The sequence below is a fragment of the Psychrobacter sp. NG27 genome (genome assembly GCF_016106655.1).
Taxonomy (GTDB): domain Bacteria; phylum Pseudomonadota; class Gammaproteobacteria; order Pseudomonadales; family Moraxellaceae; genus Psychrobacter.
On record NZ_JADGIN010000010.1, the window covers coordinates 70911 to 85450 of the forward strand.

The 14540-nt window shown below is 43.2% G+C and carries 9 protein-coding genes, 1 tRNA gene and 1 pseudogene; all 11 read right to left on the reverse strand.

Going from position 1 to position 14540, the window contains the following annotated elements; all coding sequences use genetic code 11:
• Positions 1–240: 240 nt before the first annotated feature.
• Complete coding sequence (locus IP485_RS12540) at positions 241–765, reverse strand: DUF6586 family protein (protein ID WP_198327491.1); 525 nt, start codon at positions 763–765, stop codon at positions 241–243.
• A gap of 168 nt (positions 766–933) precedes the next feature.
• Positions 934–5151, reverse strand: coding sequence for a DNA-directed RNA polymerase subunit beta' (gene rpoC / locus IP485_RS12545; protein WP_198327492.1), 4218 nt, complete (start codon positions 5149–5151; stop codon positions 934–936).
• A gap of 187 nt (positions 5152–5338) precedes the next feature.
• A complete protein-coding gene (rpoB, locus tag IP485_RS12550) occupies positions 5339–9457 on the reverse strand; it encodes a DNA-directed RNA polymerase subunit beta (protein WP_194364542.1) in 4119 nt (1372 codons plus the stop codon).
• 749 nt (positions 9458–10206) lie between these two features.
• Positions 10207–10578, reverse strand: a complete 372-nt coding sequence (rplL, locus tag IP485_RS12555) for a 50S ribosomal protein L7/L12 (RefSeq protein WP_011514491.1) — start codon at positions 10576–10578, stop codon at positions 10207–10209.
• A gap of 132 nt (positions 10579–10710) precedes the next feature.
• Positions 10711–11238, reverse strand: a complete 528-nt coding sequence (gene rplJ, locus IP485_RS12560) for a 50S ribosomal protein L10 (protein WP_194364541.1) — start codon at positions 11236–11238, stop codon at positions 10711–10713.
• A gap of 432 nt (positions 11239–11670) precedes the next feature.
• A complete protein-coding gene (gene rplA, locus IP485_RS12565) occupies positions 11671–12372 on the reverse strand; it encodes a 50S ribosomal protein L1 (RefSeq protein ID WP_198327493.1) in 702 nt (233 codons plus the stop codon).
• A complete protein-coding gene (gene rplK / locus IP485_RS12570; RefSeq protein WP_194364539.1) occupies positions 12373–12804 on the reverse strand; it encodes a 50S ribosomal protein L11 in 432 nt (143 codons plus the stop codon).
• Positions 12805–12894: 90 nt separating this feature from the next.
• Positions 12895–13425: a transcription termination/antitermination protein NusG gene (gene nusG, locus IP485_RS12575; RefSeq protein WP_194364538.1), complete on the reverse strand. Its 531-nt coding sequence runs from the start codon at positions 13423–13425 to the stop codon at positions 12895–12897.
• A gap of 72 nt (positions 13426–13497) precedes the next feature.
• Complete coding sequence (secE, locus tag IP485_RS12580) at positions 13498–13983, reverse strand: preprotein translocase subunit SecE (RefSeq protein WP_194364537.1); 486 nt, start codon at positions 13981–13983, stop codon at positions 13498–13500.
• A 51-nt stretch (positions 13984–14034) separates the two neighbouring features.
• Positions 14035–14110, reverse strand: a tRNA-Trp gene (locus IP485_RS12585).
• Positions 14111–14473: 363 nt separating this feature from the next.
• Positions 14474–14540: pseudogene (locus IP485_RS12590) on the reverse strand (elongation factor Tu); the annotation flags it as partial.

The window sequence follows — 14540 nt, forward strand, 5'->3', positions numbered from 1 at the left end:
CCATAATTAATGTCTGATAAAAAAAGCTTATTCAGCAATCACTGAATAAGCTTTTTTTTGCTTTGATTAAAGCACCATAACTATCACTACCTTGTCTTCTACTTATCAGACCATGAACATGACCCCTATCTATAGTCAAAGAAATCGAAAACAGCTACAAGGCAGCCGACCGCAGATTGTACATATCGTATCTCTAGGGAGGGTAACCCGTAGCGGTTTAGTAGTTCGCTGACTATATATTTAAAACTCGACCATTCCAGCACGGAGTTGCTCAATCAGCTCCAAAAGCTGCTGACGCCATTCACGTATGGTGGCCTCATCAGGCAACCATTGATTCGATAGAGTGACGACATTCACAATAAGATCTGGCGAGGCTGACGGACTACTTAGCGTCTCGTCTACAACGGTATCTGGTGGCACAGCATAGAGACAGCGTTGATAAGCGCGATCTATATTGGCAACAAAACCTTGCTGCTGCAATTGCTGCAAGCGTTGGATTTCAGGAGATACCTGTGTGCGCTCGCTCAATGCTTGTTCGATATCTAGCAACGTGGGTGCCGTCATATTTAAACTATAAAAATGACCCAGTTCTTGGATAAATGCCAGCAATGCACCATGCAAATGAAAGATAGCCGTTTCGCAATGGGCTTGGTATAACTGCTTATCGTTGGCACCTCCTGCTGCTTGGCAGGATAAACGACAAAAATACAGCTTTTGGTTGGTTCGATCTGCTTGATACTTGGCGACACGTGTTTTACCTGCCATCTGCTAATTATCCTTTTATGAATAGTGAATTTGAGCGTATTTTCCAGTGTACTATTTTTTTTGATAGTAGCACCATGCCTTTCTCAGTTTTTTACACACACAAAAAAGCCAGCAACTTAGGCTGGCTTTTTTATCAAGTTAAAAATGAATCAAAGACGCTGACTGCTCTTAGTTGTCTTGATTTAACTCTTGAGCAAAGGCTTCATCAAAGCTTGCAAAGTCTTTACTATCAGTGCTCGCTGTCATATCAAACGCTGCATTAAGATCTTTATCTTGTAGCTTCTTATCTGCTTTGTCTTTACGTGCTTTATGATAAGCAAGACCCGTACCTGCAGGAATCAAGCGACCAACGACCACGTTTTCTTTCAGGCCACGTAACTCATCCACTTTACCAGTAACGGCAGCAGCAGTTAGTACGCGGGTTGTTTCCTGGAAAGAAGCCGCTGAGATAAAGCTTTCTGTTGCCAGACTTGCTTTGGTGATACCTAACAATTGACGCTCAAACTGTACTGGGAATTTATCTTCCGCTTCTAGTTTTGCATTCAATGCTTTGATATCAGCATACTCTACCTGATCACCTTTAAAGTGATTTGAATCGCCACCATCGGTGATTTCAACTTTACGCAGCATCTGACGAATAATGACTTCGATGTGCTTATCGTTGATTTTCACGCCCTGTAGACGATAAACGTCCTGTACTTCGTTGACGATATAATCAGCAAGTGCAGTCTGACCTTTCAAACGTAAGATATCATGTGGGTTCTGTGGACCATCAGCGATCACTTCACCACGAGCTACCGTCTCGTTTTCAAAGACGTTGATTTGACGCCATTTCGGGATTAGCTCTTCATGGATCTCACCATCTTCATTGGTAATAATGAAGCGGTTCTTACCTTTGGTCTCTTTACCAAAGCTAACCACACCAGACATTTCTGCCATGATGGCGTGATCTTTCGGACGACGTGCTTCGAATAGATCAGCAACACGTGGTAGACCACCGGTGATATCTTTAGTACCAGAAGATGCTTGTGGTACGCGGCCTAGGATCGAACCGGCTGCTACTTTTTCACCATCGCTAACGCGAATGATAGTTTCAGCTGGTAAGAAGTAAACCACTTCTTTACCTTCGTCCGTGTTCAAGATAATTGCAGGACGTAAGTCTTTCGCTGAGCTTGAACGGTCACGAGTAGCAAGAATCTCAAACGAGCTCATACCAGTCGCGTCATCAACCTTCACGGTAGCTGTCAAGCCATCAGTGATGTCACTGAAGCGTGCTGTACCAGCGAATTCTGTGATGATAGGATGCGTGTGCGGATCCCATTTAGCGATGGTCTGGCCGCCTTCAACATAATCTTCGCTTTTCACAAGAACGCTAGAACCGTAAGGTACTTTATAACGCTCACGCTCACGGCCAAGCTCATCAGTTAACGCGATTTCAGCTGAACGCGATACGATGACTAAGTGACCATCAGTATGTTGAACCGTTTTCATGTTTTCAAAATGTGCTTGACCAGCGTTACGTACAGAGATGCTGTTGTCCACAGAGGCTGAACTTGCTGCCCCGCCCACGTGGAATGTACGCATGGTCAACTGAGTACCTGGCTCACCGATAGACTGTGCAGCCATAACACCAACTGACTCGCCAATATTCACTTTATGACCACGAGCAAGGTCACGACCATAACACTGTGAACACACGCCATGCTCAACATTACAAGTAATAACTGAGCGTACCCAGATATCATCAATCGCGTTGCTGTCAAGGACGTTAACCCAGTACTCATCGATCAAAGTACCAGCTGGAACCAATATTTTATCAGCATCATCATTATAAGTAACATCACGTGCAGTCACACGACCCAGTACTAGCTCACCTAGCTTCTCAATGATCTCGCCACCTTGGATATGCGGCTTCATGAGCAAGCCTTGCTCAGTACCACAGTCATCAGTAGTGATAACCAAATCCTGTGCCACATCAACTAAACGACGTGTCAGATAACCCGAGTTAGCCGTTTTCAATGCCGTATCAGCTAGACCTTTACGTGCACCGTGAGTTGAGATAAAGTACTGTAGTACGGTCAAACCTTCACGGAAGTTGGCTTTAATCGGTGTCTCAATGATTGAGCCATCTGGTTTCGCCATCAGACCACGCATACCTGCCAACTGACGAATCTGTGCAGCACTACCACGAGCACCAGAATCTGACATGATAAAGATCGAGTTGAATGATTTCTGCTCTTCTTCCTCACCTTTGGCATTCAAGATCTTATCCGTTGCCAAGTTATCCATCATCGCCTTAGCGACTTTGTCATTGGTACGTGACCAGATATCAACCACTTTATTATAACGCTCACCAGCAGTTACGAAACCTTGCTCGAACTGATCTTCGATTTCGCGTACTTCGCCTTCTGCCACTTCGATGATTTGCTTTTTCAGTGGTGGAATGACCATGTCGTCGATACCGATAGACACGCCAGATAGAGTCGCTTGAGCAAAACCTAAGTACATCAATTGGTCAGCAAACATAACACTTTCTTTCACGCCGACTTTACGGTAGCAAGAGTTAATCAGACGAGAGATGTTTTTCTTCGTCATCTCTTGGTTACACTCATCAAACGTCATACCTTTAGGCATGATGTTCCAGATAAGCAAACGACCAGCAACCGTATCTTTGATACTGATTTCTTTGGTTTCGTTACCCTCTTCGTCAATATGCGTCTCAGTAACACGCACTTTGATTTTAGCGTTAACATGTAGATCGTTCGAACCAATGGCACGCAATGCTTCATTGACGGTCGCAAAAATCATGCTCTCGCCTTTGGCATTGATAGACGAGCGACTGATGTAATACAAGCCTAATACAACATCCTGTGATGGTACGATGATTGGATCACCGTTCGCAGGTGACAAGATGTTGTTGGTAGACATCATTAGCGCACGTGATTCAAGCTGTGCTTCTAGCGTCAATGGCACGTGAACGGCCATTTGGTCACCATCGAAATCGGCGTTGAATGCGGTACAAACGAGCGGATGCAATTGAATTGCTTTACCTTCGATTAGTACTGGCTCAAATGCCTGTAGACCCAAACGGTGAAGCGTTGGTGCACGGTTCAAGAGTACTGGATGCTCACGGATAACCATGGCCAGCATATCCCACACTTGTGGCTCTTCACGCTCTACCATCTTTTTGGCGGCTTTAATTGTCGTCGCCAAACCATGAGACAATAGCTTGTTATAAGTAAATGGCTTAAATAGTTCTAGTGCCATTTTCTTCGGTAGGCCACACTGATGTAGACGTAGTGTAGGACCTACAACGATAACCGAACGACCAGAGTAATCGACACGCTTACCAAGTAAGTTTTGACGGAAACGACCTTGCTTACCTTTGATCATATCTGCCAAAGATTTCAATGGACGCTTGTTACTACCAGTGATTGCACGACCGCGACGACCATTATCTAACAATGCATCAACTGACTCTTGCAACATACGTTTTTCGTTACGTACGATGATATCAGGGGCGCTCAGCTCAAGCAGACGCTTAAGACGGTTGTTACGGTTGATCACGCGGCGATATAAATCGTTTAGATCTGACGTCGCAAAACGGCCACCTTCTAGTGGTACTAACGGACGCAAATCTGGTGGTAGTACTGGCAATATGTTCATTACCATCCACTCAGGCTTATTATTAGAATCACGGAATGCTTCTAACAGTTTAAGACGCTTAGACATCTTTTTAAGCTTAGTCTCAGAACCTGTTTGCGGAATCGCTTCACGCAACTCATCAACTTCAAGATCGATATCGATATCTTTCAATAAGTCTTGAACCGCCTCAGCACCCATTTTGGCCGTGAATTCATCACCAAATTCTTCAAGAGCTTTGAAGTAATCTTCATCATCAAGCAACTGGTACTTCTCTAAAGAGGTAAGACCTGGCTCAGTAACGATGTAGCTTTCAAAATATAGAACACGTTCGATATCACGTAGCGTCATGTCTAGCAATAGACCGATGCGGCTTGGTAATGATTTTAAGAACCAAATATGCGCAACTGGACTGGCTAAGTCGATGTGACCCATGCGATCACGACGTACTTTAGCGGTCGTCACTTCTACGCCACATTTTTCACAGATAACGCCTTGGAATTTACGGCGCTTGTACTTACCACATAAACACTCAAAATCTTTTACTGGGCCAAAAATTTTGGCACAAAATAAACCATCACGCTCAGGCTTAAACGTACGATAGTTAATCGTTTCAGGTTTTTTTACTTCGCCATGTGACCATGACTTGATGACGTCAGGTGAGGCTAAAGTAATTTGAATGCTATCAAACTCTTGGTTACCGTTGCCGGTAGGGCTTTGCATGATATCGAGTAAATCTTTCAAGTTGCTTCTCCGTTATCTTTATAATCATCTGATAGCGTATTATTGACGCAAATAAGATGAATGAAGGCAATGAATAGGGTTGAGACAAATCACTAAAAGCAGCAGCGATGCGCGTACTGCTTTTAGGTTGACCACTAAGGATAATAATAGACTGAAGCCATATTGAAGTGGCTTCAGTCCGCCGTGCTTAATGGGTTTGTTTTAACTCAATATTAATACCCAATGATTTGATTTCTTTGGTCAGTACGTTAAACGATTCAGGCATACCTGGATCCATATACTGCTCACCATCAACGATGTTTTTGTACATACGCGTACGACCTTCAACGTCATCCGACTTCACAGTCAGCATTTCCTGCAACGTGTAAGTCGCGCCATAAGCTTCTAGTGCCCAGACTTCCATCTCACCGAAGCGCTGACCACCGAACTGCGCTTTACCGCCGAGTGGCTGCTGTGTCACTAGAGAATAAGAACCCGTAGAACGTGCATGCATTTTGTCATCAACCAAATGGTTAAGTTTGAGCATGTACATATAACCAACGGTCACTTTACGGTCAAACTTCTGACCAGTACGACCATCATACAATGTCTGCTGACCATCACGGTCCATACCAGCAAGCTCTAGCAAGTCTTTGACTTGGCTCTCTCTTGCACCATCAAACACTGCGGTGCCCATTGGTACACCGCCGCGTAAGTTGTCTGATAATGCCATGATGTCATCATCACTCAAGCTATCAAGATCAACTTGCTCGCCGCCTACTTGGTTATAGATTTTGTCTAAGAAACCACGTAGCTCTTTGATCGCTGCTTGAGATTTCAGCATACCATCGATCTTCTCACCCAAACCTTTGGCTGCCATACCCAAATGCGTCTCTAGAACCTGACCGATGTTCATACGAGATGGTACACCAAGTGGGTTCAATACGATGTCAACCGTATTACCATTCTCATCATAAGGCATGTCTTCAACTGGCATGATGCGTGATACCACACCTTTGTTACCATGACGACCAGCCATTTTATCACCAGGCTGAATACGACGCTTAACCGCTAGATATACTTTAACGATTTTTTGTACGCCATGTTGTAAGTCATCACCTGCCGTTAGTTTGCGTTTTTTCTCAGCAAATTTCACATCGATGTCTTTTTGCTTATCAACCAAGTATTCGGCGATTTGCGTCAGACGCTCAGAGATTTCTTCTTCAACTGGCTGGATATCAAGCAAGGTCTCAAGGCTCATATCTTTCATATCAGCCAATGCCATAACTGTACCGGCTTTCAGACCAGAACCGCCACTGACTTTTTGGCCATCTAATAGATTACCAATACGACCACGTGCTGCGTCTTCAAAGATACGTAGCTCTTCTTTCAAATCTTTACGATAGCTATCAAGTTGCGACTTTTCGATGGCACGTGCACGGGCATCTTTTTCAACGCCGTCACGGGTAAATACTTGTACGTCAATAACCGTACCTTTGCTTGATGTTGGAACACGTAATGACGTGTCTTTTACATCAGCAGCTTTTTCACCAAAGATAGCCCGGAGTAGTTTCTCTTCTGGCGTTAGTTGCGTCTCACCTTTTGGTGTGACTTTACCAACTAAGATATCACCAGCGTCAACTTCAGCACCGATATAGACGATACCTGCTTCATCAAGACTTGATAATGCAGCTTCACCAACGTTTGGAATATCAGCGGTGATCTCTTCTGTACCCAATTTGGTATCACGAGCCACACAAGTCAATTCTTGAATATGAATCGTAGTGAAACGATCTTCTTTAACCACTTTTTCAGACAGCAAGATTGAATCTTCGAAGTTGTAACCATTCCACGGCATAAATGCAATGCGAATGTTCTGACCTAGGGCAAGCTCACCAAGATCCGTTGATGGACCATCAGCCAAGATATCACCCAAAGCAATCTCGTCACCTTGGTTAACAATGATGCGTTGGTTGATACAAGTGTTTTGGTTAGAGCGTGTGTATTTGACTAAGTTATAAATATCAATACCCGCTTCACCAGCGACCATTTCTTCTTCGTTTACACGAACAACAATGCGTGAGGCATCTACATCTTCAATCACACCGCCACGCTTAGCAATTACACAAACACCAGAGTCACGAGCAACGTGACGCTCCATACCAGTACCTACTAATGGCTTATCAGCACGTAGCGTAGGAACAGCCTGACGCTGCATGTTCGAGCCCATCAAGGCACGGTTAGCATCATCATGCTCTAGGAACGGAATTAGGCCGGCTGCAACTGATACAACCTGACTTGGTGACACATCCATATGCGTCACTTTCTCTGGCGGCATACGAACGAATTCACCATAGCTACGCACACTGACCATCTCATCAGATAACGCGCCTTCTGCAGTTACTGGTGAATCAGCCTGAGCAATAACCGTACCGACTTCTTCGATCGCTGATAGATACTCAATAACATCTGTAACTTTACCATCAACCACACGGCGATATGGCGTCTCTAGGAAGCCAAAGCTGTTGGTTTTAGCAAAGGTCGCTAGTGAGTTGATCAGACCAATGTTTGGACCTTCAGGAGTCTCAATCGGGCATACACGGCCATAATGGGTGTCATGTACGTCACGTACTTCAAAGCCTGCACGTTCACGAGTCAGACCACCAGGTCCTAACGCTGATACACGGCGTTTGTGAGTCACTTCAGACAACGGGTTGTTCTGATCCATAAACTGTGACAACTGGCTTGAACCAAAGAATTCTTTCACCGCAGCCGCTACTGGCTTTGAGTTAATCAAATCTTGTGGTGACAAGTTATCAGATTCCGCTGAGCTCAAACGCTCTTTAACCGCACGCTCAACACGTACTAGGCCAACACGGAATTGGTTTTCTGCCATCTCGCCCACTGAACGAATACGGCGGTTACCTAAGTGATCGATATCATCGACTTCACCGCGACCGTTACGAATCTCGATAAGCTCTTTTAGAACGTTAACGATATCATCATTGGTCAATACGCTGCGTTCACGTTGGATATCTGGATCATCAGTATTGTCAAATTCTAAACCAAGACGACGGTTGAATTTCATACGACCGACGTTTGATAAGTCATAACGATCTGCATTGAAGAACATGCTCTCAAACAGTTTCTCAGCAGTCTCAACCGTTGGTGGCTCACCTGGACGCATCACTTTATAGATTTCGATCAATGCTTCTTCACGGCTTGAGGTACTATCAGCACGTAGCGTGTCAGCAATATAACTACCCTGATCGATATCGTTCGTGAATAGAATGCTGAATTCTTTGATAGACTCACTGGCTTCAAACGCGCTCAATTTAACCAATAATTCATGGTCGATTGGCGTGTTAGCACGAGCGATGACTTCATCATTAACAATGATGTCTTCGGCTAGAATACGCTCATATAAGTACTCATCAGGCACAGCAATCTTCGTCATACCTGCTTCTTCAAGCTGACGGATGCGGCGTGCGTTGATGCGTTTGCCCTGCTCTACGATCACATCACCTTCAGGTGATACGATATCGAACTGAGCCATCTCGCCACGTAGACGATCAGCAACCAGATCAATCTCAAACGTCTCTTCGGCTTTATATACGGCAACTTTATCAAAGAATAAATCTAAGATTTCAGAAGTCGTTAGACCAAGTGCACGTAGAATGATAGAAGCCAATAGCTTACGGCGACGGTCAATACGAGCAAAGACTAAGTCTTTTGCATCAAATTCAAAGTCTAACCATGAACCACGGTAAGGAATGATACGGGCGTTATAAAGCACTTTACCACTTGAATGTGACTTACCTTTATCATGGTCAAAGAACACACCAGGTGAACGATGTAACTGAGATACGATAACACGCTCAGTACCATTGATAATAAAAGTACCGTTAGCCGTCATCAAAGGCATCTCGCCCATGTAAACGCTTTGCTCACGGATATCTTTAATAGCGGCTTTGCTGTCTTTGTCTTTGCTGTCTTTGTCTTTGATGATCAAACGGATTTTGACACGCATAGGCGCAGCAAAGGTTGAACCACGTAAGATACACTCACGCTCATCAAATTCAGGCGTACCTAAATAGTACTCAACAAATTGTAGCTCTGCATTACCAGAGTGACTCTCAATTGGGAAAATAGAGGAATACGCAGCTTGCAAACCAGTATTCTCACGAGCTTTCGGCTTTTTGTGCTCTTGCAAAAATTGCTCATAAGAATCTACTTGAATAGACAGTAAATAGGGAATGTCCATTACAGTGGGCAATTCAGCAAAACTTTTGCGAATACGCTTTTTTTCAGTATAAGAATATGCCATCGAGAGTCCTTACAGTAAACGTGGAAACAAATTAAAAGCGTGGCCAGTATGCATAAATACGATGCAAACGTGGCGACGTAAACGATAATATAAAACGGGTCTTCGTGTTCAGTTCATATCTTTTCTGTCAATTACTACTTTACTCACCAGTGCTTACCTAGCACACTTCACTTAATCTTGTCGGCAATGCCAAAGTTTATGGTTGGTGAATCAGTCTATATGACTGTTGCAACCACAAAATTCAATATCATATTAATCTATAATTCATGGCCTATCAGGCCTACTTTATAAATACGCTAATAAAAAATAACGTCTATTAGGATTGCATCTAGGCTACTTGCCATCTAAACTATTTACTATCAAACCAAAGCCGCTACAAATACGCACTGTCTATCAATCCAATCACTGACAGTAAATTTACATTCAGCGAGCAACCTAAGGTCAAAAGCTTTTCAGAATTAATAATAATCGGGGTAACTATAACTTCTAGAATCAGTATAAACTATAGTGTTAATAGGAAAGCATGCAGACACAAAGAAATGCCAAACATCTACGGACGTTTAGCTCATATTAACTGATTTCAAAAACTGGTATGTGTACTTGCATGTATATCGTGTGTCCTTTTGATGGGTATCCACCGTGTTGTTGCATACGACTGTTGGCAGACACAAAAGGTCAAGCTACGAATTATAATAAAAAAAAGCTGGCAATGCAAGGCATTACCAGCTTTTTTTAGTACAGCGTTAAACTTATTTCAGTTCAACAGTTGCACCAGCTTCTTCAAGTTTCTTTTTCAACTCTTCAGCTTCAGCTTTGTTAACGCCTTCTTTGATTGGAGCTGGAGCGCTTTCAACCAAATCTTTCGCTTCTTTCAAGCCAAGACCAGTAGCTTCACGTACGGCTTTGATTACGCCAACTTTCTTCTCGCCAAAGCTGGCAAGAACTACGTCAAACTCGTCTTTTTCTTCAGCAGCAGCAGCAGCAGGGCCAGCAGCAGCAGGTGCAGCAGCAACAGCAGCTGTTACGCCGAATTTTTCTTCCATAGCGCTGATTAATTCAACGATATCCATTACTGACATTTCAGCAATTGCGTTTAACACGTCATCTTTAGATAGTGCCATGAGAACTCTCCGTTATCTGATAAAAATTAATTGATTCTAATATCGCTTTGATTGCTTGCCACAATTTTAAGTAGTGTTGGCAATGAATTGCAACCAAGAATAGCGATGTTAAAGTTACGTTAAAACAAGCAATTAAGCAGCTTCTTTTGCGTCTTTGATTGCCGCTACAGTGCGAACCAACTTGCCAGGAACAGCGTTCATAGTCTGGACAAGTTTGGTCACTGGTGCATTCATAGTAGCCATCAAGATAGAGAGTGCTTCGTCGCGAGTTGGTAGCTTCGATACGCGCTCTAGCTCTTCTGGACCATAAACAACACCACCGACTGATACTAATTTGGTCTCTAAAGCTTTGTTATCTTTGCTAAAGTCGAAAACGACTCTTGCTGCAGATCCCAAGTCTTCCATAGAGAAAGCCAAAAGTAGTGGACCAGTCATACGGTCTGACATGCTCTCAAACTTAGTGCCTTCAAAAGCGCGTTTTGCTAGTGTATTTTTTACCACTTTCAAAACAACGCCTTTTTCACGGGCTTGTTCGCGCAGCTTAGTAAGCTTTGCAACACCAATACCATGATATTCGGCAGCTACTGCTGAGTAAGCATTAGCAGCAACTTCAGACACTTCAGCCACAACTTGTTGTTTTTGCTCTAGCGTTAATGCCATAAGTTGACTCCTTTAATCTTATCAATCTGCTCAGTGTCTTAATAACTAAAAACCGAAGTCCTCAATGATCAAGCGACTGACTTAGATTGACTTGATACGACACGTTACTTCTAAACTCTATAGCAATAGATTTTATTAGTAACGACTGATTACGGCACCGTTATCAGAATGACATCAAGTGATAGATTGAACTATCGGCTCTTATCAACAACTGGGTGGATCACCGTCTGCGTAGGACAACTAAGATTTTCATCTGTCGTCGATTAACAAGAATAACTCGTTCTCATAATTAACCATTCTAAAATCGTTATTTATGACTCTGAACCACTCTCTACCTACGGTCTTAGACAGCGTAGTAAATACTACGCTGACCTAATTTATTAAATATAGTTTGTACTCATCATTCAAAATATTTGAAGAGTGGGTACTTAATTATTTTGCAGTACGATAAGGAACTGCATCGATCGTTAGACCTGGGCCCATCGTGCTAGACAAGGTAATTTTTTTGATGAAAGTACCTTTAGACGTAGCAGGCTTAGCACGCTTTAGATCTGTGATTAGTGCTTGAGCATTTTGCATAATTTGCTCAGCAGTGAAACCAACTTGACCGATAGTCGCATGGATGATACCAGCTTTATCAACACGGTACTGTGCTTGACCAGCTTTCGCATTAGTCACAGCTTCAGCAACGTTTGGTGTAACTGTACCAACCTTTGGGTTAGGCATTAGGCCACGTGGACCTAGGATAGTACCCAACTGACCAACAACACGCATAGCATCAGGAGCTGCGATCACAACATCAAAGTCCATGTTACCGGCTTTGATTGACTCTGCTAGGTCTTCGAAACCAACGATGTCTGCACCAGCTTCTTTAGCGGCTTCAGCAGCAGCGCCTTGAGCGAATACAGCAACGCGTTTGGTTTTACCAGTACCAGCAGGTAGGTTGGTTGCGCCACGAACTACTTGATCAGATTTACGTGGGTCAACGCCCAAGTTTACTGCGATATCAATAGACTCTTTGAATTTAAGCGCTGGCAAATCGTTAAGGATTTGAACCGCTTCTTCAAGAGTGTATTGCTTTTCGTTATCAATACGGCTTTGAATCTCTTTTTGACGTTTGGTTAGCTTGCTCATTTACACACCCTCCACGGTAATACCCATTGAACGTGCAGTACCAGCGATGGTACGGACAGCAGCATCAAGATCAGCAGCAGTTAAATCTGCAGTTTTGGTCTTAACGATATCTTCTAGTTGTGCACGGTCAACTTTACCGACTTTAGCAGTGTTCGGCGTACCAGAACCTTTAGCAATGCCAGCAGCTTTACGTAGTAAATACGCAGCTGGTGGTGATTTCATGATGAACGTGAAAGACTTATCGCTATATACAGTGATCTCAGTAGGAATCGGTAGACCCGGCTCTTGATTTGAGGTCGCAGCGTTAAATTCTTTACAGAACGCCATGATGTTCACGCCTTTTTGACCCAAAGCTGGACCAATAGGTGGTGAAGGATTTGCTTTGCCTGCAGGCACTTGCAGTTTGATGTAACCATCAATCTTCTTAGCCATGATACTCTCCTAAATGGGTAATAACGCTGAATCAAACCGATGTATATCCGATTGACTAACAGCTCCCCGGTTGATGAATTCGTTGTGGGTTTAGTCTAGCTTCTCAACTTTGCTAAATTCAAGCTCAACCTGAGTTGGCCTGTTAAATACGTTTACAGTCAAATGTAGTTTAGATTTCTCGTAATCGACTTTTTCAACCATTCCCTTAAAGTCAGTGAATGGACCGTCGATGACCAACAACTCTTCGCCTGGCTCAAACAGAGTCTTAGGACGAGGGTCAGTTTCAGTCTGATTCAAACGGTTTAGAATACGGTCAGCTTCTACTTGCGTAATCGGTGCAGGCATCTCAGGCGTACCACCGATAAAGCCCATAATACGTGGACACTCTTTAACGATGTGCCAAGTATTGTCATTCATTTCCATTTGGATCAATACGTATCCTGGAAAGAATTTACGCTCACTCTTACGCTTTTTGCCGTCTCTCATTTCGACGACTTCTTCAGTAGGGACCAATACATCACCAAATGACTCAGTGAAATCACTACGATTGATACGGTCAGTTAATGAACGTTGTACTTGTTTTTCATATCCTGAAAACGCTTGGACAATATACCAACGCATATCACGCTCCTGATCGTTATAAATTAAATTGTTGTCAGAAAATATCAAATTACTAGTCACTAATACGTGCTATTAACCGATAAAGATACCAACAAACCAATTAAAAAAGTTATCTAACAACCAAACAAAAAACCCAGCAATCGCAATCACAACAATAACTTGCCATGTGTATTGAAAGGTTTCGTCTTTACTTGGCCATGTGACTCGGCGTAACTCAACAGTGGCGTCTTTTAGCAAAATCTTAAAAGCACGGCCTTGATGCGTTAATGCCAAGCATACTAATGCAAATACAATAAATGCGACAATAATACCAATACGTACCCAAACATCGTTGGCAGGTTGCCAATAGCCTGGTAGGTATTGATTAACTAGAGTCGCACCGATTAAAACAGCTGCAGCAAGTAGCCACAAAATCACATCTTTTATTGAGCCAGTCTTAGCAACTTCAACAGCAGAAGTACCGCTCGCTGAGATATGCTTATCTTTAGACAGCATTCCACCAGCAACCGCCTTGGCATCAGATAACTTAGTCTCGAGGCTATCCTGATTATTGCTCATAAAGAACTCGCTTCGGAGATGGTGGGGTACAACAAAGATGAGATAAGAAGATGGCAGGCGATGTAGGACTCGAACCTACAACCCTCGGTTTTGGAGACCGATGCTCTACCAATTGAGCCAATCGCCTATGGGTGTAAAGGACAGCATTATACAATATTCAACATAAAATGCAAGCCTTTGACGGTAAAATTATCATTTTTACCTGATTTTGCACTTATCTAGAAAAGTTGTAGTGTTTACAACTCCTCTACTATCGCTGAGGTTAGCGACTCACGCTAAGTGCAGCGCTAATATATCAAGCTATGCCACAGATTACAATACGATATATCATAAATAAATTGCTAACTCTATCAATTAAAGCCATGAAAAACTATTGTGGTTTAAGACAACACTCACTTCAATCGGTTCTAGCATTACACAAAAAAAAGCCACCCAAAACAGGGTGGCCTTTTTATGACTAAATTAACAGCTCATTACTGAGACTGATAGATTAGTTTAGTACGTTAGCAACAACACCAGCGCCTACAGTACGGCCGCCTTCACGAATAGCGAAGCGA